Annotated in this window: 15 protein-coding genes and 1 pseudogene; 5 read left to right on the forward strand and 11 right to left on the reverse strand. The window is 69.2% G+C overall.

Annotated features, from left to right (window positions below):
- The first annotated feature begins 3 nt into the window (after positions 1 to 3).
- Positions 4 to 1,401, forward strand: coding sequence for an FAD-dependent monooxygenase (locus tag AB0I69_RS32985; RefSeq protein ID WP_363099402.1), 1,398 nt, complete (start codon positions 4 to 6; stop codon positions 1,399 to 1,401).
- 464 nt (positions 1,402 to 1,865) lie between these two features.
- On the forward strand, positions 1,866 to 2,729 hold the full coding sequence (locus tag AB0I69_RS32990) for an SDR family NAD(P)-dependent oxidoreductase (protein ID WP_363099403.1): 864 nt from the start codon (positions 1,866 to 1,868) through the stop codon (positions 2,727 to 2,729).
- Positions 2,730 to 3,045: 316 nt separating this feature from the next.
- Here the strand turns inward: AB0I69_RS32990 and AB0I69_RS32995 are convergent.
- The 11 genes and pseudogenes from AB0I69_RS32995 to AB0I69_RS33045 all read right to left on the reverse strand — a co-directional run.
- A pseudogene (locus AB0I69_RS32995) lies at positions 3,046 to 3,336 on the reverse strand (DUF4158 domain-containing protein); the annotation flags it as partial.
- Between the two features lie 358 nt (positions 3,337 to 3,694).
- Positions 3,695 to 4,840: a Gfo/Idh/MocA family oxidoreductase gene (locus AB0I69_RS33000; RefSeq protein WP_363099491.1), complete on the reverse strand. Its 1,146-nt coding sequence runs from the start codon at positions 4,838 to 4,840 to the stop codon at positions 3,695 to 3,697.
- A gap of 77 nt (positions 4,841 to 4,917) precedes the next feature.
- The gene (locus AB0I69_RS33005; protein ID WP_363099404.1) at positions 4,918 to 6,072 is read right to left on the reverse strand and encodes a Gfo/Idh/MocA family oxidoreductase; all 1,155 of its coding nucleotides are present in this window, start codon (positions 6,070 to 6,072) and stop codon (positions 4,918 to 4,920) included.
- A complete protein-coding gene (locus AB0I69_RS33010; RefSeq protein WP_363099405.1) occupies positions 6,069 to 6,908 on the reverse strand; it encodes a ThuA domain-containing protein in 840 nt (279 codons plus the stop codon). The genes AB0I69_RS33005 and AB0I69_RS33010 overlap by 4 nt, the downstream gene beginning before the upstream one ends.
- Positions 6,905 to 7,774 (reverse strand): carbohydrate ABC transporter permease, encoded by an 870-nt coding sequence (locus tag AB0I69_RS33015; RefSeq protein ID WP_363099406.1) that lies wholly within the window; start codon positions 7,772 to 7,774, stop codon positions 6,905 to 6,907. Before AB0I69_RS33015 ends, AB0I69_RS33010 begins: the two co-directional genes overlap by 4 nt.
- 7 nt (positions 7,775 to 7,781) lie before the next feature.
- On the reverse strand, positions 7,782 to 8,762 hold the full coding sequence (locus tag AB0I69_RS33020) for a sugar ABC transporter permease (RefSeq protein WP_363099407.1): 981 nt from the start codon (positions 8,760 to 8,762) through the stop codon (positions 7,782 to 7,784).
- Positions 8,755 to 9,984 carry a sugar ABC transporter substrate-binding protein gene (locus AB0I69_RS33025; protein WP_363099408.1) on the reverse strand — a complete coding sequence of 410 codons (1,230 nt, stop codon included), beginning with the start codon at positions 9,982 to 9,984 and terminating at the stop codon, positions 8,755 to 8,757. The genes AB0I69_RS33020 and AB0I69_RS33025 overlap by 8 nt, the downstream gene beginning before the upstream one ends.
- A 107-nt stretch (positions 9,985 to 10,091) precedes the next feature.
- Positions 10,092 to 11,117: a LacI family DNA-binding transcriptional regulator gene (locus AB0I69_RS33030; protein ID WP_363099409.1), complete on the reverse strand. Its 1,026-nt coding sequence runs from the start codon at positions 11,115 to 11,117 to the stop codon at positions 10,092 to 10,094.
- A gap of 211 nt (positions 11,118 to 11,328) precedes the next feature.
- Positions 11,329 to 12,501, reverse strand: coding sequence for a S1 family peptidase (locus AB0I69_RS33035; RefSeq protein WP_363099410.1), 1,173 nt, complete (start codon positions 12,499 to 12,501; stop codon positions 11,329 to 11,331).
- Between the two features lie 104 nt (positions 12,502 to 12,605).
- Positions 12,606 to 15,227: a DUF5127 domain-containing protein gene (locus AB0I69_RS33040; RefSeq protein ID WP_363099411.1), complete on the reverse strand. Its 2,622-nt coding sequence runs from the start codon at positions 15,225 to 15,227 to the stop codon at positions 12,606 to 12,608.
- A gap of 1,108 nt (positions 15,228 to 16,335) precedes the next feature.
- Positions 16,336 to 17,043 (reverse strand): FadR/GntR family transcriptional regulator, encoded by a 708-nt coding sequence (locus AB0I69_RS33045; protein WP_363099412.1) that lies wholly within the window; start codon positions 17,041 to 17,043, stop codon positions 16,336 to 16,338.
- Positions 17,044 to 17,365: 322 nt separating this feature from the next.
- Here AB0I69_RS33045 and AB0I69_RS33050 point away from each other — a divergent pair, with 322 nt between their 5' ends.
- From AB0I69_RS33050 to AB0I69_RS33060, 3 genes are all read left to right on the forward strand, one after another.
- Positions 17,366 to 17,875 carry an enoyl-CoA hydratase/isomerase family protein gene (locus tag AB0I69_RS33050; RefSeq protein WP_363099413.1) on the forward strand — a complete coding sequence of 170 codons (510 nt, stop codon included), beginning with the start codon at positions 17,366 to 17,368 and terminating at the stop codon, positions 17,873 to 17,875.
- 332 nt (positions 17,876 to 18,207) lie between these two features.
- Positions 18,208 to 19,524 (forward strand): MFS transporter, encoded by a 1,317-nt coding sequence (locus AB0I69_RS33055; protein ID WP_363099414.1) that lies wholly within the window; start codon positions 18,208 to 18,210, stop codon positions 19,522 to 19,524.
- A gap of 45 nt (positions 19,525 to 19,569) precedes the next feature.
- Complete coding sequence (locus AB0I69_RS33060) at positions 19,570 to 20,853, forward strand: GDSL-type esterase/lipase family protein (RefSeq protein WP_363099415.1); 1,284 nt, start codon at positions 19,570 to 19,572, stop codon at positions 20,851 to 20,853.
- The last annotated feature ends 69 nt before the right edge of the window (positions 20,854 to 20,922 follow it).

The following is a 20,922-nucleotide window of genomic DNA, read 5'->3' on the forward strand; positions in this document are numbered from 1 at the left end:
CCCATGTCCGACTCTGTGATATCCGCCTTCGACGGACTCGTTGCGGCAGCACCACCCGCTGCCTCCACGCCGAAGCTCGACACCGCCTGCGTCATCGGCGGCAGCATCGCCGGGCTGCTGGCAGCGCGCGTACTGTCCGACCACGCACGCCGTGTCGTCATCATCGAGCGCGACGAGCTGCCGGCCACAGGCCAGTCACGTCCCAGTGTGCCGCAGGACCACCAGGTGCACACGCTGCTGCCGGCCGGCCACCGATGGGTCGAGCGGTGGCTGCCCGGATTCACCCAGGAAGCACTCGACATGGGCGCCGTCCTGGCCGACGCGGGCGCGGGCAGGGTCCTCACCGCCTTCGACGGTCACCCGCAGGCGCCCAGCCACGCCGATCACCACCTGCTCACCTGCAGCCGGCCCTTCCTCGAAGCCCGCATCCGTGCCCGTGTCCTCGCCCGGCCCGGAGTCTCCCTGGTGCGGGGCCGGGCGACGGGCCTGTCGTACCGAGACGGCGCGGTCAGCGCCGTCTCCTACACCGACGGCACCGCCGAGCACACCCTGGCGGCCGACTTCGTCGTGGACGCGATGGGGCGCGGCAGCAGGCTCTCGGAGTGGATCAGCCAGGACGGCTACGACAAGCCCGCCCTTGAGCGGCTGGAAAGCCCCATCAACTACGCCACCGCCCTGTTCGAACGCGACGTGCAGTTCACCGACCTCGACGTGCCCTGCGCACTGGCGCTCTGCAGCCCGGGAGCCGGGCCCGACGGGGTGTCCGTCGCCGCCGCCAACGCTGTCGAGGACAAGCAGTGGCTCGTCATGCTGATGGGCTACGGAGACGACCGGCCCGGCAGGACCATCGACGACTTCCGCGCGGCCTGCGCCGCACTGCTTCCGGTCTTCGCCCAGGCCACCGCCGGCGCCGTCACCCGCGACATCGTCACCTACCACCAGGCCGAATCCAGGCGGCGTCACTTCACCGGCCTGGGGCGCTTCCCCGCACGCCTGGTGGTCGTCGGCGACGCGGTGGCCTCCTTCAACCCGGTCTACGGCCAGGGCATGTCCTCAGCCGCGCTCCACGGCTCCTGCCTGTCGGCATACCTCGCCGGCGACCCCGACCTCACCCGGCCCGCCACCGACTTCTTCGCTCTGCAGCAACTGGTTGTCGACGCGGCATGGGCGGTATCCGCCGGAGGCGACAGCGCCCGCCTCGACGCGCTGGCCGGCGTCGAGCCCCCCGAGGACGTACGTCGGCAGCGCTGGGCACTTCAGCAGGTCATCGGCGCAAGCATCGTCGACGGCAGCGTCGCTTGCTCCTTCAACGACGTCTCCTACATGCTCCGCCACCCCGCCACCCTCGCCGACCCCGCGCTTCTCGAACGCGCCGTCGCCGCCAACCAGAACCTCGAATAGCCCGCTGCGGTGCCGTCGTCGGAGGCGGCACCGCAGTGTTCGTGGACCGGGCTCGTCCGGGCAACGGCAGGGGCGGGGACGGGCACACGCAGGGATGACCGTGGTGGACGCAGGCACAGAGATGCTGCCCAACTGATCGGGCAACGGGCTTCCTTGGTTGTGCTGGGTGTCGTAACCGCGTCACTACCAAGGGGCCCCTTCTTTCATGCCCGCGGCCGCATCCCCACCTCCGTCCAGACGGTCCCCCGCCCCGACGTCTCGAACAAGATCCGGTTTGCCACAACGCACTGAGATCCATGGCGGCGGCCTCTCAGAAGTGCCTCGCACAACACGCCGGTTTCGAGAGGACTTTTGCGAACGGCGACCTGCGGAGCCGACGCGAAGCGTCTGCGCTCTCCCTTTCAAGCCGAGCGCAGACGCACATCTACCGATCCAGCACAGAAAGTCACGAAGGAGTCCCTCTCATGAACCGCACCGTTGTCATCACCGGCACCACCTCCGGCTTCGGCCGCGACAGCGTCCGCCTGTTCGCGTCCCAGGGCTGGAACGTCGTGGCGACCGTCCGTAAGGAGACGGACCTCGCCCTCCACAACGACCTGCCGAACGTGAAGACCCTCCTGCTCGATGTCAACGACGAGGGCGCCGATGCTGCCTTCGCCGAACAGGCTGCCGCCCGGTTCGGAGGCATCGACGCACTGGTGAACAACGCCGGCTACTACCACATGGGCCCTGTCGAGGCCGCATCGATGGAGCAGATCCATGACCAGTTCCAGACCAACGTCTTCGGCCTGATGGCCCTGACCAAAGCCTTCCTGCCGCACTTCCGCAAGCAGCGTTCCGGCGTGATCGTCAACATCTCCTCGATCAGCGCCGACCAGGGCTACCCCTACACCGCCGTCTACGCCGCCTCCAAGGCCGCGGTCGCGGCCTTCTCCGAGGGCCTCAACGTCGAGATGGCCGACTTCGGCGTCTCGGTCAAGGCGGTCTTCCCGGGCGCCCACGCCACACGGATCTTTACAAAGATCGACCAGGCGGGCGACATTCCCGAGGACTACCAGTCCGGCATGCAGCGTTTCTTCAGCATGCAGGGCACCGGCTCCAGCCCGGCCGTGACCGCGAAGGCCATCTATCAGGCGGTCACCGACGGCAAGATCGAGAAGGTCCGCTACTACACCGGACCCGACGGAGTCGCCGTACCCCGCGTCAAGCAGCTCCTGGGCGCCGACTGGTACTGGGAGGAGTTCCGCAACGCCTCCACCGGCAACCCCAGCGACCTGTGGAAGTGCCTCGTCACGCAGGGCAAGGAACCCGTCGAGTTCGCCCTCTGACCCACCGCCCGGTCAGTCCTGTCCGCCGTCCTCTTCGTCGTCGAGCCCGGCCGCTTGCGGAGTGCTTGAGCGCGGACAGGCGGGCGACGTCCTCGTCGCGGATCTCGTGGCCCTCAGCACGGAGCTGGGCGACGGCGGCGTCCATGTTCCATGTACCGCGTCGTCCAGAGCTCCACGGCGTTCAGAAGCAGGCCGAGCGATCCGATCTGGTCCTCCATTCCGTCCTGGATACGCCCACCAGGTCCCCGGGCAGAGCCGGATCGGCCCGCCGGGCCGCCTTGGCGACCGTCGTGTGCAGCCTCTTGTCCGCGATCCGCCGAACCTCGGCGATCTGCCGGGCCAGCACACTCACCCTGGGCAGCAGCACCCGATGCCGACGCAACCAGCCCACCGCGTGATCGAACAATGCTTTCGGGCCCTCGGCGTGCGCCGTCCAGGCCCGCCCGTGCAGGAACGTCCGGAACTTCCGGCCCGCGGCGTGGTCCTCGTAGAGGTGGTAGCCGTATGCCTCCCGGGCCGCTGTCGGTGCGACGACCGCGGCGGCCTCCCGCGCAGCCCGGTCCTGTTCGGCCAGCCGGCGCAGGACCCGATCGGCGATCACCAGTTCCTCCCGCTCGGCCTGGACCTCCGCCAACTGCTTGCCCAACTCCTCGGCGAGCGCGTCCAGTTCACTCCGGCGAGCCGTGATCCGCTCCAACTCCTGCACTTCCACACCCCTGTCGACGGCTCGATCTCGCAACGGGAACGCGAGCCTGTTGTGTTCGAACCGGCGATGTCAAGACCACTTGAAAGTCGCCGGTCAACAAGGCTGGTGTGCAGCTTGGCGGGGTGTGCCGGCTCTTGAGGTGGGCGAAGCCGTGTCGACGGGTGCGCGTCCGGCGGCCAGGACCCGGTTGGCTTCCTGTTTTGTTGGTAGTGAGCTTGCGGGTGCGCGGGTGGCCGTGAAACCGGTGACGTCCACGGGGTCAGCCGACGCTCGTCCAGCGCGAGGAGTCCGCGGCGCTGCGCTCGACGGCCCGCATCACGTACTGGACCTGGAGGCCGTCGGCGAAGGACGGGCGCGGGTCGCTCCCGTCGTCCGCCACCGCTGTCACGAAGTCGTGGACCTGGTGGACGAACGCGTGCTCGTAGCCCAGGCCGTGACCGGGCGGCCACCAGGCACCGAGGTAGGGGTGTGCGGGCTCGGTGACCAGGATCCGGCGGAATCCCGCCTCCGTCTCGGGGGCGTCGGCGTCGTACAGCAGGAGTTCGTTCATCGACTCGAAGTCGAAGGCGATCGACCCGCGTGAGCCGTTCACCTCTATCCGCATCGCGTTCTTGCGTCCCGTGGCGAAGCGGGTCGCCTCGACCACGACGAGTGCGCCCCCTTCCAGCCGGCCGGTGAACGCGGTCGCGTCGTCGACGGTCACCTGGCCGCGCTGTTCACCGGCGCGGGCCGAGAGCCCGCCGGATTCCGTCGGCAAGGGGCGCTCGGTGACGAACGTGGCCTGCGTCGCCGACACTCCGGTGAGCCACTCTCCGGTCATGTGCTGGAGCAGGTCGATGACATGCGACCCGAGGTCCCCGAGCGCGCCGGAGCCGGCCCGCTCCTTGCGCAGCCGCCACACGAGCGGGAACTCGGGGTCGACGATCCAGTCCTGGAGGTACTGAGCCCTGACGTGCCGCACCTCGCCGATCCGGCCCTCGGCGATCAGCCGCGTGGCGTGTGCCAACGCGGGCACACGCCGGTAGTTGAAGCCGACCATCGACCGGACACCGGCCACTGCGGCGACCTGCGCGGCGTCGGCCATCCGCTCTGCCTCCTCGGCCGTGTTGGCCAGGGGCTTCTCGCACAGCACGTGTTTGCCGGCGGCCAGCGCGGCGATCGCGATGTCGGCGTGGGAGTCGCCGGGTGTGCAGATGTCGACGACGTCCACGTCGTCGCGGCCTACCACCTCCTGCCAGTCGGCCGACCAGCCGCCCCACCCCAGCCGCTCGGCCGCCCGTGCCGCGCCCTTCGGGTCACGGCCGCAGACGACGGTCATGTCGACGTCGAAGGGCAGGTCGAACACTCGGGGCGCGGTACGCCAGGCCTGGGAGTGCACGGCTCCCATGAACGAGTGGCCGATCATCGCCACCCCGAGGCGAGGGCGGCCGGGAACGGGGTCAGGGGAAGGGCGGGGCACGGGGTCTCCGTATCGGTAGGGCGTCAGGCGGAAGCGGCGGCGGGTGGTGTCCGGTGCGGGGTGAGGGCGCCGCGAACCGACGGCCAACCGGCGAGCGCGGCACGTACATCGGTGCGTTTCTCGTCCCGCACGGCCGCCGCGTACGCCTGGTCGAGCACGTCGTCGACGAGTACGCGTTGCCCGCTCCTGGCCGACTCCACCGCGGCCTCGACCATCGCCAGGCTCATGGTGTTCTCGTGCACCTCACCCATGGGCACACTGCCGGTCCGCAGTGACTCGACGAAGACCCGCAGCGCTCCGGCGATGTCGGAGTACGGGGAGTGGGGCCGCTCGGCGGGTTGTACGTCGGCCACGAGCACGGGCTCGTTGTCGCCGTCCCACAGCGCCGAGCCCTTCTCGCCGCTCGCCCGCCACACTCCGTTCCACGAGGTCTCGGCGCCCGGACTGCACCAACTGCCGTTGTACGCATAGCGCGTACCGCCCTCCATCTCGAAGACGGCGCTCGCGGCGGCGTCGCCGTCGTACCAGCTCCACGGCGGGTTGTATGCCTGGCAGTAGGCGGAGACCGGGTCCGCGCCGAGCAGGAAACGGGCCGAGTCGAAGGCGTGGATCGCCATGTCGATCAGCAGCGGGTACGCCATCTCCTCGCGGAAACCGCCCATGTGCGGAGCCTTGAAGAACTCGGTCGTGAGCGTGCCGATCGCGCCCAGGTCCTCCAACATGCCGCGGAGAGCGAAGAGTTGGGGATTCCAGCGTCGGGACTGGCTCACCATGAACAGCTCGCCGCTCGCCTCGGACGCGGCGGCGAGGGACAAGGCGTGGGCCAGGGTGTCGGCGATCGGCTTCTCGCCGAGTACGGGTAGCCCGGCGAACAACGCGGCGGTGGTGACGGGGTGGTGGGCCACCGGAACCGTCACGTTGATGATCGCCTGGGCGCCGGTGTCGGCCGCGAGCGCTACCGCGTCGGCGCCGACCGGGAGGTTCGTCCGGCCCAGGTCGATGGCGGATCGGCGGGCCGCGTCCAGGTCGAGGTCGACGATGCCGACGAGTTCGGCCTCGGGCGCGGCGGTTACGGTGGTCAGCCACTGCTGGCCCATGGAGCCGGCGCCGACCACCACCACGCGCAGGGGGTTGTCGGGCCCGCAGGGGATGGTCCGGTGGGTTGCTCGGTCGGTCATCGAAGCGGCCCCGAGTAGTCCACGCCGTTGAAGAAGTCGTCGGTGTCGTAGCGCAGCAGCACCGGGTGGGTACGTTCGGGCAGGTCCGTACGTGCCCACTGGACGCCGTTGGCGATCACCCGGCGGATGTCCTTGTTGTGGTAGACGGGGTAGTCCTGGTCGCCGGGGCTGAAGTAGAAGATCCTGCCGTGGCCGCGGCGGAACGTGCAGCCGCTGCGTATCACCTCGCCGCCCGTGAACGAGCTGACGAACACCAGCTCGTCCGGGACGGGGATGTCGAAGAACTCCCCGTACATCTCGTCCTCTTCGACGACGAGCGGATGCGGAACTCCCTTGGCGATGGGGTGCGTTGGGTTCACCGTCCACACCAGTTCGCGGTCGTGCTCGTTGCGCCAGCGCAGGGTGCAGCTGGTGCCCATGAGCTTGACGAAGATCTTCGACCAGTGGCCGGAGTGCAGGACTACGAGGCCCATGCCCGACAGGACGTGCCGGTGCACCCGTTCCACGACCTCGTCGGAGACCTCGGCGTGGGCTGCGTGGCCCCACCAGGTGAGGACGTCGGTCGAGGCCAACACCTCTTCGGTCAGGCCGTGTTCGGGATCGTCCAGCGTCGCGGTGCGTACGGTACAGGCGTCGCCGAGGTTCTCCTTGATGCCCTCGGCGATCGTGGTGTGCATGCCCTGCGGGTAGATCTTGGCCACGTGCTCCTCGATCTTCTCGTGGCGGTTCTCTCCCCACACGGTCACGCGGATCGGGGCCGAGGCCAGGGGCGGTGTGGAAGACGTGGTCACAGGGGTGTTCTGCCTTTCTCCGAAGTCGCCCTGGGGGCGGGTCATTTGACGGCTCCGCCGGTCACGCCGGTGGCGATGTAGCGCTGTGCCACCAGGAGCAGTACGAGAGCCGGTACCGAGGCGAGGGTCGCGGTGGCCATCACCGCGTTCCAGTCGCTGACGTGGGCGCCGAGATACTGGTAGAGGCCGAGGGTGACGGGGCGGACGTCCTCGGTCGTCGTCAGGGTCAGGGCGAAGAGGAAGTCGCTCCAGGTGAACAGGAACGTGAACAGCCCCGCCGTAATAAGGGCGTTCCTGCTCATCGGCAGGACGATCGAGACGAACGCCCGCACCCTGCCCGCCCCGTCCACCCGGGCCGCCTCGATCACCGAGGCGGGGATGTTGCCCATGAAGGCCCGCAGGATCAGGATCGCGAACGGGATGCCCGCGGTGGAGTCGGCCAGGACCAGGCCGGGGATCGAGTTGAGCAGTCCGAGGTCGTTGTACGCGCTGTAGAGCGCGTTGGCGACGACGATGCCGGGGACCATCTGGCTGATCAGGATCCCGAACAGCACCGGACCGACCCAGCGTGCGTTGACGTGGGCGAGTGCGTACGCGGCCGGGCTCGCGACGATCAGACTGAACACCACACTCCCCACCGCAACGACCAGGCTGGTCAGGAGATTTGACCCCTGCTGGCTCAGCGCGGTGGCGTAGCCGTCGAAGTTCAGGTGGGTCGGGAACCAGGGCGTGCTCACAGCGGTGTTGGCCGGCTGGAGGGAGACGTTGACCATCCAGTAGACCGGGAACAGCATCACGGCCAGGATCAGCGCGCCGATGGCGGTGTATCCCCATGGCCGTTGACGGGAACGTCGCCGGTGGACGGGTGGGTGCGTGGCCGGTGGGACAGATGTGTGCGTGACGGTTGCCATGACGGCCTCACTGCTCGACGGCGCGGCGGTTCGCGCGCAGGTAGAGGACGGCGAAGACCAGCGAGATGACGATGAGGATGTTGCCGAGCGCGGCACCCTGCCCGAAGTCGAACTGCTGGAAGGAGAGTTGGTAGGACTGACTGGCGATGGTCTGGGTCGCGTTCGCCGGTCCGCCGTTGGTGAGCCCGAGGATGACGTCCAGCACCTTGACCGTGTAGACGACGCCGAGGACGAGCACCACACTGACCACGGGCCGCAGCAGGGGCCAGGTCACGTACCGGAACGCCCGCCAGCCCGTGGCGCCGTCCAGGGAGGCTGCCTCGTACAACTCCTCGGGGATGTCCTGCAGTCCGCCGTAGAGGATCGCGACGTTGAACGGGATCCCGATCCAGATGTTGACCACGATCACCGCGAGCAGCGCCAGCGAGGTGCTGGTCAGCCAGCCGGGACGGTCCTGTACGAGGTGCAGGGCGCCGAGGAACCGGTTGAGCACGCCGTTGTCCTGGTCGAGGATCCACCGCCACACCGCGCTGGAGACGATCAGCGGAACCAGCCACGGCAACAGCAGCAGGGAGCGCAGTACGCCGTTCAGCGGGAACCGGCGGCGGAAGAACAGGGCGATCGCCAGACCCGTGAGGAACTGCCCCGCGATCGAACCCACCGTGAACAGCACGGTGTTGAGGAGTGCCTTGTCGAAGACGGAGGACGAGATGACGGCCCGGTAGTTGGCGAAACCGACCCAGGGTGCCTGGCCGGTGTAGAAGGTGGTCGTCGTGTAGTGCTGGAAGCCCATCACGACGTTCTTCACGACCGGGTAACCGAAGAAGGCCACCATGTAGGCCAGGGCGGGCAGCAGGAACAGTACGTGGGACTGGCGCAGCCGGTTGTGTTTCCCCAGCTTCCCGAGCCTCCGGCCCGCCGGGGCACTCTCCGCGGCCTGCACTGTATGCCCCTTGGCCCGCACCGCGCGGCGCAGTACGTCAGCCATCCTGGGCCTGCTTCAGTGCCTTCGCCGGAGTCGCCCCCTGCGTGAGTGCGGTCTGTATCGCGGTGTAGATCTTGGTGGCGGCCTTGGGCCAGTCCTTGCCCAACTCACCTGTGCGGGCACGTGCGTTGCGTACCTGCTCGGTGAACGCCTTCATCCTGGGCTGCTCGGCGGCGAACTTGTCCATCAGCGCGGTCTTCGTCGGCACGGTCTGGCGCTGCTCGGCGAGCGACAACTGGTTCTTGTCGGAGTTGAGGCATGCGACGACCTTGGCCGCCTTGGCCTGGCGCTGTGCGTTGCCGGTCTGCGGGATGGTCCAGGTCTCACCGCCCAACGGGACGACGGGAGTTCCGCCCGCCTTGGGTGCGGGGATCTGTACGACTCCGTAGTGCAGGCTCGTCTTCTTGTCGAGGATCGGGAACTGCCAGGGGCCGTTGATCATCATGGCCGCGTTGCCCGCCGCGAACTGGTCGTCGGCGTCGGCCTGGGCCCAGCTGACCAGCGACTTCGAGGCCGATCCGTCCTTGACCAGGTCCACCCAGAGCTGAAGTGCCTGTGCGGTCTGGGGAGTTGCTATGTCCTTCTCGTCGCCGCCGTTGGACCACATGAAGGGCAGGAACTGCCAGGTCCCCTCGTAAGTGGCCGGTGCGGCGAAGGCGATGCCGTACCTCTTGCCCGAAGTGAGCTTCTTGGCGGCCGACTTGAGCTCGGCCCAGGTGGTGGGCGGCTTGACCCCCGCCTTGTCGAGCATGTCCTTGTTGTAGAAGAGGCCGAGCGTGTTGGTCACCGGTTGCAGGCCGTAGAGCTTGCCCTGGTAGGTCGAGGCGTCCACCACGCCCTTGGCGTATCCGTCCGCCTTCAGGCCGAAGTCGCTGAGCGGGGCGAGGGCGCCGCTGGCGGCGATCTGCTGCAGGTCCGGGTTGTCGAGCATCAGGACGTCGGGCAGGGTCCGCGACGAGGCCTGTTGCAGCACCTTGGGTATCAGGGACGGGCCGGCCACGGCCTCCCGCTTGATCTTCACGCCGTTCTGCCGCCCGCACGCGTCCAGGACCTTCGCGTAGATCCCCTTGTCGGGCTGATCGGCGTAGTAGTCCATCACCCGCAGTGTGTCGGCGCCACCGGACGATCCGGTGCTCGAACCGCAGGCGCTCAGGGAGAGCGGCGCCAGGAGCGCGAGGGCCACCGTCAGTGTCGTTCTGCTGAGGATTGCTCGTCGTTGAGCCATGTTCGTTCTCTCCTCGATCGGAGCTGTCTCGGGCGGACCGCGCGGGGGTGTCGATGCGTATCGACAGCAATGACGCGTCATCCCCCTTGAACGCGAAACAGTGGGGATCAGCGGGCAGGCAGGCTGGTCTGACGCGGGGTCAGACGTGGGGTGACCAGTTCAACGGTCGAAGAGGTGGGCACGCTCTCGCGGTTCAGCAGCCGGAACAGGATTCTCATCGCGCGGCGCGAGACGTCCCTGGGTTCCAGCGAGAGGTTGGTGACGGGGGGTGTGGAGGTCTCGGCCGTCCGGTCCGTGCACAGGCCGATGACGGACAGGTCGCGGCCCGGAACCAGACCACGGTCCAGCAGGCTCTGCAACGTCGGCTGGATCAACTGGGGATCGGGGACGACGAGCCCCAACCTGCCGCCGCCGGGCCCTCGTTCGCCAAGCGCCTCGTCCAGGGCGGCCTCGGCCCCGGCCCGGCTGGTGTCCGGCGGGCTCACCTCGGCGTAGGCGACGCCGTGTGCGGCGGCCGATTCCTCGGCTCCCCGCAGGAAGCGCCGGACGAAGTTGACGTCGCGGGCCATCACGTCACGCGGGTAGCCGAGCAGGACGACGCGGTCGTGCGCGGAGGCGGCCAGTTCGTCCACCGCCATGCGTCCGGCCAGGGTGTAGTCCAGGTCGACGCAGTACAGCCCCTCCGGGTCGTCCGGCACGCCGATCAGGATGACGGGCACGCTCAGGCCGGCCGCCACGGGGATGCGCGGGTCCTTTGACCCGACCTCCATCAACACGATCGCGTCGCACAGGGACTGGTCGCTGAGCCGGGTGAGGCCCTCGGCGCCCTCGTCCTCGGTGGCCAGGATGACGTTGTGGTCCTCTTCCCGGGCGCACTTGGTGATCGTCTCGATGAAGGGCAGCACCCCCGTCATGTCGGCCCCTGGCGCGAACGGCACGACCAGGCCGATGACTTGGCTGCGCTGACTCGCCAGCGCCCGCGCACCGGCGTTGGGTTGGAACCCCAACGTCTCGATCGCCTCCTCGACCCGACGCCGGGTCTCGGGGGATATCGAGCGGCGCCCGCTCATGACGTAGGAGACCGTGCTCTGGGAGACGCCCGCCAACCGGGCCACATCCCGGCTTGTCACCATGCGAGCACCTCCCTCGGTTCCCTCGGTGTCGATACGGGGTGTCGATGCGTATCGACTGACTGGGACGAGACTGTAGGGAGGGACCGCGAGCGACGGCAAGAGTCGTGCAGGGAAAAGTTCCGCCGGGCCAGGACTCGAACGTGACGAGGCGCCGGGAGCTGTCCGGCCGGATTTCGAAGCGGCCGGACAGACCGGAGCGACGGCCTCGCCGTCAGGCGGTGACCAGTGTCAGGCCGTACGTGTTCAGGATTTCGTTCACGGGCTGGAACCAGGTCTGGCCGCCGCCGGTGCAGTCGCCCCAGCCGCCCGAGGTCACGCCCTGGGCCTGGTCGCCGGTGATGAACGAGCCGCCGGAGTCGCCGGGTTCGGCGCAGACGCTGGTTCCGGTCAGTTGGTAGACGGACCCCTGGCTGTAGTTGACGGTTTCGTTCTGCGTGAGCACGGTGCCGCAGTGCCAGTGCGTCGTCGAACCGGAACGGCAGATCGACGAGCCGACGGGCGCTACTGCCGAGCCGCGGACCAGGACGTCACTGACGGTGCCCCAGCCGAGCACGACAGGGACGGTCCACCAGCCGTTGCCTATCCGGATGTAGGAGTAGTCGTTGCCCGGGAAGGACGAACCGACGAAGGTCCCCATCGCCGAGCCGTCCCAGCCGACCACGGAGCTGCCGGGCGTGCCACAGTGCCCGGCGCTGACGAAGCCGCCCACGACAGAGAAGCCTATGGAGCAGCGGGTGTTGCCGTTGATGTAGTACGGGTCACCGCCGACAGTGCCCGCGGCGAAGGTCCGCGGTTCGTCGTTGGCGGCCGAACTGCGGATCGTGAGGAGGCCCGCCGTGCGAGCGGGGGCCAGGAACGCCGTCACGGCGGCACTGTGCTCCGCGCCCTTGCGGACCTCGGCCACCACACTGCTCGTGCGCGGGTCGACATGCCAGCTGCGGACGGCCGCAGGAGCGCCGTCCGCCTTGGCGGCCTTGTCCAGGACGGCCTTTGCCGCGTCGAGGGTCCGCGCGCTGTGTGCGACGCTCACCACCCTGCCGCCGAGGGACCGGACGGAGTCGGCCGCGGCGGTGCCGGTGTCGGTGAGCCCGACGACGAGGGTGCCGCGCTTCGCGTCGTACCAGGAGCCGCCGAAGGCCGGGCCCGCCAACTGCTCGGCTCGCGGGGCGAGTTGCGTGGCGGCGGCCTCCCGCTTCAGTCGCGTTCGGGCCTGGGGTGCGCCGAGTCCGAGGTCCCGCTGCATGGCGGTGACCAGGCCGGGGGAGAGGGGGCGGGCTTCTGCCGGCTGTGCCGGTGCGGCGGCGACGGGGGCCAGTCCCAGGACGCCGGTGCCGAGGGCTAAGACGACTGCAAGTCCCCAGCGAAGAGGGGTGTGGTGTCTCATGGCGCGTTCCTTCCACTCGCAGGTATTCGTGGGTAACTGCCGAACAGGTATGGGCCGTTGGGGCCGGAGTAGGGAGACGTACGTGCGCATGCCGACCCTTGTCGTCAGACGAGCCGCCAGAGATGGTCGGACGTGCCGTTGTCGTTCCACTGGGTCACCTGGGCGCTGTTGGCCTGGGACGCGGCGTCGACGGCCATGAGCTTGCCGCTGTGCACGTTGACGATCTTCATCCAGCCGTCGCCGTTGTCGACGAAGCGCCAGAGGTGGTCCTGGGTGCCGTTGTCGTTGTACTGCTGGACGTGGGCGCCGTCGGCGGTGCTCTGGTTGTTGACGGCGAGCAGCTTGCCGGAGTTGCGGTTGTAGATCTTTACGGTGCCGTCGCCGTTGTCCACCACGGTCCACAGGTGGTCGGCGGTGCCGTTGTCCTCGTACTGGGTGACCTCGGCGCTGTCGGCCAGGGACATGTTGCTGACGGCGAGCAGCTTGCCGGAGTTCTTGTTCTGGATACGTTTCCAGGCGACGGCGTCGGCCGCCGGGGTGTTCACCAGGGCGAAGGCGCCGCCGATGACGGGCCGGTTGGCGAAACCCCGCTGGGCGCCGGTGGCAACGACGTACCAGTCGGTGAAGGGCACCCGCGACGGCGTGCCGTTGGCGAAGCCGTAGACGCCGTTGACCAGCATGGAGCGGGCGTCGGCGTGGTCGGCCAGCCAGGCCGCGGTCCACAACTCCCAGTCGGTCTTGGTGTAGTCGTTGCGCGGGTCGAGGAGCACTCCGTACGTGCCGGCCTTGGACAGGTACCAGGCGGCCTCCTGGGCCGCGACGCCGACGGGCACCAGGTTCAGGCCCAGCAGCCGGTCGGCGTAGCCGTTGTACTTGAGGCTCCAGGTGCCGTCCTGGTCGTAGGCGAGCTTGAGATGCGTGCCGGAGGAGTCCTGGGCCAGGGTGATCCATTGGCTGATGTAGCCGCGAGCGACCGCCAAGTAGTGCGACGCGTCAGAGGTGTTGGACGCCGCCTTGGCCACCACGCTCATCGCGCCGACACCGATGATGCCCTTGAGCGCGAGGTTGGCGCTGTGCGCGATCCAGCCGGTGAAGTCGTCGGTCTGGTTCTGGTTCTCCGGATCGAGGGTGTTGGCCACCAGGTACTCGGCCCACTGGCGAAGGATCGCGTAGTGGGTGCTGGCGAAGGAGGCCGCGTCGGCCGCCGGAAGGCGCTGGATCACGGCCGCGGCCATGATCAGCAAGTTGGCGGACTCCTCGATGGGCATGGCCTCCTCGTTGCCGTCGAGGTGGCCGCTCGCGTTCGGGTAGCCGGCGCCCAGGTCGTGCTGGGCGTACACCTTGGGCCAGCCGTCCTGCTCCGCGTAGTGGAAGTGCGGTTCGAGCAACAGCCGCAGATATGCGGGCGAGAGGTAGAGGTAGGCAGGGGACGCCGGGTACATCACGTCGACGGTGGAAACGTTGCCGTCGGAGGAGATCTCCTTGAGCATCGCCCACGGCGAGCCGCCCCGGTCCACCAGCTCCGTACCGGCGACCGCCTGACGCAGCGCCAGCGCACAGACGGCCGCGTAGTGCTCACCGGTGTCCCCGCCGCCCGCGACACGCACGGCGTCGTCATGGATCCGCTGGTCGAGGACGGTGGCGGCGGTCAGGGCGGCGGCACGGTCGCCGTCGAACCAGTCGAGCATGTCGGTCCATGAGCTCCAGTAGTGCATCCACCAGGGGTTGAGGTTGCTCCCCAGGTAGCTCACCGCAGGTGTGCGGATGTGGCCGACGACGGCTTGGAACACCGACGACGGGCTGCCGGACGCGACGGTGCCCAGATTCTGGTTGAGGCCCAGCACGGGCCAACGGTCGTTGATGGCGCGCGGCTGCGCCGTGTCGGAGGTGCCCGCGAGCACTCCGCCCGAGGCGGACGCCGTCCGTACGACGGTGTCCTGACCGATCTGCCAGGTCAGTCCGCTCACACTGGGAGCCGCCAGCACCAGCGAACCCCACGACGCCTGGTCGTTGTTCTCCGCCAGCACCCCGGGGGCGGCTGGTTGGCAGGTCAGCGCGGTCATCCCGGCGGTCTGCTGCTCGGCCCAGGTGACCTGGGTGGAGTTGCTGCCGTGTACCCACTCGGCGGAGGCGTCCAGATGCACGTCGACGGTGTGGCTCCCGCCGTCTGCGCTGGCGGCCTGGACACTGACGTAACTCAGGGGCACGCACTGGCGCTTGAGGTCGCCCAACTCGACGGGGGAGAAGAAGGTGACCGTGAGGGTGACGCCGCCGCCCGTGAGGGCGAAGATCGAGCGGGTGGCGGTCAGTTGGAGCGAGGTCTGCGTCATCGTGCTGAGCGCCGGGCCGCCCGGCAGCGCCGGATTGCCGAGGAAGACGTACGGCGTGCCGTCGATCCGGGCGATGCCGCACAGCGCGGTGATGCGCCCGTTCCAGAAGGTGGGCCAGGTGCCCGCCAGACTGTCCCCGGCGAGCCAGGTGGTCAGATACGGGGAACGTACGGCGAGCGGGGTGGCCGGCGGGCGCAAAGGGCTGAACGCGGAAGCTGCGCCTGCCGCCGCTGCCATGGCCGGAGTGGCGGCGTGCGCGGCGGGGGCGAACGGACCGCCGAGCCCGACCAGGAGGCCGGCGGCGGTCGCACCGCTCCAGTGCAGCAGGTCGCGTCTGGACAGTGGAGACAGTTCGGTGCCGGGGTGGCGGCCTTCGTGGTCTTCAGGGAGGGCCATCGAGGCTCCTTCGGTGGGGGAATGTCCGGGGCGGTGGATCGGTGCCGACTGCTGGTGTCGCGCATGAGGTGCTCCGGTGACGCCCGGAGGACGGTGGACGAAGCGGCCCGATGCGCCACCGTCTGCGTTGCGCTGAACTGAACCCGCACGTACCGCCCGTGGCGGTTCAACAGGCCTTCGACGTTCCGTCGGTGGGGTCGCCGAAGAGGTCTCCGGTGCACGTGGTGTCGCTCCTGGCCGTGATCGTCGTGAACACGCCGGAAGCGCCGTGCATCACCGGCTGTTTCGCGGCGGCGTGGCAAGTGCCGTTCCGGGAAGCGCACTTGGTCCCCTTGGACCCGCTCGGCGCGGTGTGCGCGCTGGTCGCGGGCGCTGAACCGTACGGCACCCCGTGCTCGCCACGGCCGCTGCTTCTGTCGCTGCGACGGTCGAGAGACAACGTTGTCAACTGCTCGCGCCCTGGCTGAAATTGAGCGTGATGGCTGGCTGCGAGCCGGAGTTCCGCGTCGAGCGTCTGTCCAGCACATGCTGCGTGTTCGTGACGGTGCCGACCTGTGGGACGAGGCCCGTACTCGACAGGGCGGTCAGGAGTGCGGTGCGGTCTGTGCCATGTGGGGTGGCGGCGATGCACGGGACCTCCAGGATCGCTGCTGCCTGTCGGAGGAGAGCTTCGAAGGGGGTGGTTCAGGGTGCAGGGCGGAGCGCCAAAGTTGCACCGATGATGGAGGGGGCGGAAATGGCGTGTCAACCCATCGCCGGCGTCACGTTTCAGGCTCGGAAGAATTGCTTCCGCAGGCGTTGACAGGGACTTGGCATGGCAGTTCACTGCCGGAATAGGTATGGATCATCCTGCCGGTCCGCGGCTGTGGGAGGTGCCTCACCGAGCACGCCTCCGGGCACAGGATCGTCCCGGACCGGACCGGGCTCGCCGGGGCGAGTGGCGGCGGGTCGCCCGCCACGGCCACCGCGCTCATGGCCGGCCATCGCCCCGACCGCCGATCGCGACTGCTGTCGTTGAACCCGGTGATTTCATCACCCGGGCCGCAAAGGCATGAGTGGGCTCCTACGGCCGACCGCCTGCCGCCAGGTCGAGGACGGGCCGCGCGTTTCAGTCGGAGTCGTCGGCCTGCCAGTCCAGCAGTTTGACGTGGCCGACGGTGACGACGTGATGGTGCATGGCGTGGGCGGCTGCCTCGGGGTCGCCCGCACGTACCGCGTCGGCGATGAGTCGGTGCTGGCTGAGGGACTGCGCCGGGCGGCCGGGCTGGCGCAGCGACTCCGTGCGGCTTTCCGCGATGGACAGCGAGATCTCCGCCATGAAGTCGCCGAGAAGGGCGCTGTGGCCGGCCGCGGTCACGGCTGCGTGGAAGCGCTGGTCCTCGGGAACTCCCAGTTCGCCGCGTTCGACCGCCTCGCTCATCGCGGTCAGCGCCGCCTCGATCTCCGCCAGGTCCTTGTCGGTGCGGCGCGTGGCCGCGAGCGCCGCGAGCTTGGTTTCCAGTGCGTCCCGGGCGTCCAGGACGTCCGGCAGCCGACGCCGCCGGTCGATCATCGTCTCCAGCGGCTCCGCGTCCAGCCGGTCGCGCAGAAGGTAGGTGCCGCCGCCGTGCCGCGTGTCGACGAGTCCCTGGACCTCCAGGGCCACGAGCGCCTGCCGTACGGAGGTGCGGCTGACGCCGAGCCGTTCGGCGAGGTCGCGTTCGGGAGGCAGTCGGTCGCCTGCGTGCAGGCCCTCGCTCTGTACGTACTCCCGCAGCCGCTCGACCACCTGCTCGTACAGGCGGGGCCTTGACAGCGGACGCAGTGCATCGGACACAGGCTCAAGTCCCTTTCCCAGTAGAGGTGTTCGGACTTCGACGCAGCCCCTTGACAGCAGTTCGCAGGGGTCTGACACTCTAGCCGATCGGTCCAGTGGTCCAGTGGTCCAGCCAATTTCAGGACCTTGGTCAGGCCCGCCCGAACCGGGATCACGCCCGCTCCAGAAAGGCGCCGCGCAGGTATGGCACCGACCGAAGCAGCCCGGTCCCGCAGCACCGCGCCCACCCTCATCCGCACCGCACCTCCACTGCCGGTGCGGCACACCGGCGAGTTATCGGTCGAGTCCGGCCACAGCGCGGCCGGTCTCGCGGGGCCGTACGGTGACTGGCTCGGCGGCGGTCGGCAGTCGGCGCGACCGCGTGCTCGCGACCGTATGCGTGGGCGCCGGACGCCGGGCCGACGCTCTGGGCACCCACGACCGGCAGGCGCCGGCCGCTCTCTTCGAAGACCTGGCCCAGGACCGCACGCTGCGTGCCGTCGTCTCCAGCTGTGGCCGCGCATCCTTCAACTCCGGCTCGGACACGCGCGAGTGGCTCTCCGCGGCACCGGAGGAGACCGACGCGAGCGTCGCCGCCATGGAGAGCGCCCCGACGGCCATCGAGGGCCTGCCCGTCCCCGTCGTCGCGTCCCTCCGCGGCACCGCCCCGGGCACGGGCTGCCCACTTGCCTGCGCCTGCGACCTGCGCGTCGTCACCGAGGATGCCCGGCTCGGAATGCCCGTCCCGTGCTGGAGCAGTCTGGTGCCGCCCGCCTGCGCAGCCCGCCTTTCGCCGCTCACCGGCCTCGCAACCGCCCGCGACCTGCTCTTCAGCTCTTCACCGGACGGCTGATCGACGGCCCCGAGACACTGCGATTCGGCCTCGCCACCGCCCGCGTCGTCGAACCCGGACTCGACGAAGCAGCGACCGCTCTCCTCGGCTCAACCACCGCCCAGCCCGCGGCGGCCATCCACGCTGCGAAACGATCCGTAGACGCGCAGCCGCCCCGGTCAAGGACCGCCCGCACACCCCCACCACCAGGCCGGCCGCCGACCACGACAGCATGCCGGCCGACCTCGGCACCTTTCCCGCGCGCGTCCCCCACGCCGGCTGACCTGCAACCGGACCACGCAAGCAGACCGGCCCGGACTCCTCGTCACCTTTCGAGTCGAATCGAGGTCCCCGTGACGATCAACGAACAACCCGCGACAAGCACCACGCACCCACCCCCCGCCACCGACCGTCTCACCCAGGCCCAACGGCACGCCTTCTGGGGCTCGTTCGGCGGCTGGGCCATGGACGGTTTCAACTGGACCATCTTCGGGCTGGTCCTCGCCCCCACCATGGCCGACCTCCTGCCCCGCGCCGGCATCGCCGACACCACCGACAACGTCGGCTGGTACGGCCAGATCAGCGCCGCCCTGTTCCTCCTCGGCTGGGGCTGCTCCTTCATCTGGGGCCCCATCGCCGACCGGTTCGGGCGCAAGCCGGCCATGATGGTCTCGATCCTGATGTACGCGGTGTTCACCGCCCTGGCCGGCACCGCCACCAACCTCTGGGAGTGGAACGCCTTCCGCTTCCTGGCCGCCATCGGCGTCGGCGGCGAATGGGCCATGGCCGGCACGCTGCTGGCCGAAGTCATGCCGGAACGGGTACGGATACGCTTCGGCGGCCTGATGCACTCGGCCGCGTACTTCGGCGTCCTCCTCGTCGCCGCCGTGTACCTCCTCTTCGGCTCCGCGCTCGGCTGGCGCGGCATGTTCTTCCTCGGCGGCATACCCGCCTTCGCCGTCTTCCTCATCCGCCGTACCACGCCGGAGCCCGAGCGCTGGAAAGAGAGGGCCGCCGAACGCGCTCACCGGTCCTTCTGGCAGCCCGTCAGGGAAGTACTCAGCACGCAGTACCGCGCCCGGACCATCGGCAACCTGGTTCTCCTGGTGGTGTGCGTCATCGGCCTGTGGGCCGGATCAACCTACGTCCCCACCGCCATGAACAACCTGTCCAAGGACGCCGGTTACAGCCACACCACCACCGTGCGCCTGGCCGGCCTCTCCACCATGACGGTGGCCGCCTTCACCATCCTGGGCTGCTTCATCGTGCCCCGCCTGGCCGGGCGTCTCGGCCGCCGCAGGACACTTGCCTCGCTCTTCGCCCTGATGGCCGTCGGAACGGTGGGCGCGTACGGGCTGGCCTACCCGCAGCACTCCATCGGCCTGACCTTCGCGTTCCTGCCGGTGCTCGGGCTCGGCGGGGCGAGCTTCGCGGTATTCACCATCTGGCTGCCCGAGCAGTACCCGACCCGGATGCGGGCCACCGCCTTCGCGTTCACCACCACGTTCTCCCGCTGGTTCGCCGCCGCCGGCACCTTCCTCATCGGCTACGGCATCCACGCCACTGGTTCGCTGACGCTCCCGCTCAGCCTCACCGCGGTGGTCTTCGTCATCGGCATGGCCCTGGTACCGCTGGCGCCCGAGACCCGCGGCGAGGCGCTGCCCGACTGATCCCGACCCCCGCCGGCAGTCCCATGTCAGAGAGGCAGCACCCGCATGCGCCCGGCCCGCAGAACCGCAACACGCCGCACCGCCCTCGTCGTACTGGCCCTGTCTCTCGCGGCAGCCGGGCTCGCCGGTACCACCTCGGTCTCGGCTGACGAACACCCGGGCGGGCGGGCGTGGTTCACCTCCTGGGCGCAGTCCCAGCAGGACCTCGCCGGCACGCCGCTGCACGACCAGTCCGTACGGATGATCACCCATCTCAGCCAGGGCGGCGACGCGTTGCGCGTCCGTATCCAGAACACCTTCGGTACGACCCCACTGACCATCGACGCCGCCACGGTGGGCCGCAGCGGGCACGGTGCGGCGATCAGCGGGTCCGTCCGCGCTGTCACCTTCGGCGGCCGCCGCAACGTCGTCGTCCCGCCCGGCGGCGAGGTCTGGAGTGACGCCGCCGGGCTCCCGTCCCGTCCCCAGGACGACATCGCGGTGTCCTTGTCCGTCGCCGGCACGGCCACGCCGGGGGAGCACACCACGGGTCTGCGCACCAACTACCTCTCCCCGGCGGGGTCGGGCGATCACACCGCGGAGGCCGACGGCGACGCGTACACGCAGACGGTCCAGTCCACCTATCTCGTCAGCGCCGTCGACGTACACAACGCGGCGCTGAAGGGCACGATCGTCACGTACGGCAGTTCGGTCGTCGACGGTGTCGGCAGCACCAACTGCGGGCCGGGCTGCACCGAAACGGGAACCAACCGCCGCTGGCCGGACGACCTTGCCCGACGCATCGCCTCCGAAATCCCGGTGGAGGGGCAACTCGCGGTCGCGAACGGGGGCATCAGCGGCACCACGAGTTCGGCCGCCTGCCCCGACATCCCCGACTTCGCCGTCGGCCTGGACGCGGGAGCCCGTCTGGAGCGGGACGTGCTCGCGCTGCACGGGGTCACCGGGGTCATCTACTACTACGGAACCAACGACCTCGCCGACGGCTGCAACGCGGCGCAGATCCTGGCCAGTTACCGCGCGGTCTTCCAGCGCCTGCACACCGCCGGTATCAAGGTGTACGTCACGCCCATCACCCCGCGCCCCGGCTATACCGACCAGAACAACCTCGACCGCTTCACCGTCGGCAGCTGGGTCAAGAAGTGGAACACCTGCTCCGGCACCTGCGACGGCGTACCGGACCTCGACCAGGTGCTCAAGGACCCGCTCAAGCCGAACAGCATCAACCCCGCGTACGACAACGGCGACGGCATCCACGCGAACATCGCCGGCCAGCAGGCCATCGCGGACTTCATCTCGCTGCCGATGCTCGGCTCCTCAACGACACACTGACACTACGGGTCCGCCCTGGCGACGATCTGACACCCGGTATCGGCCGACGCGGATACAAACGTCGGAAAC

Origin of the sequence: Streptomyces sp. NPDC050508 (assembly GCF_040655155.1) — a bacterium.
Taxonomy (GTDB): Bacteria; Actinomycetota; Actinomycetes; order Streptomycetales; family Streptomycetaceae; genus Streptomyces.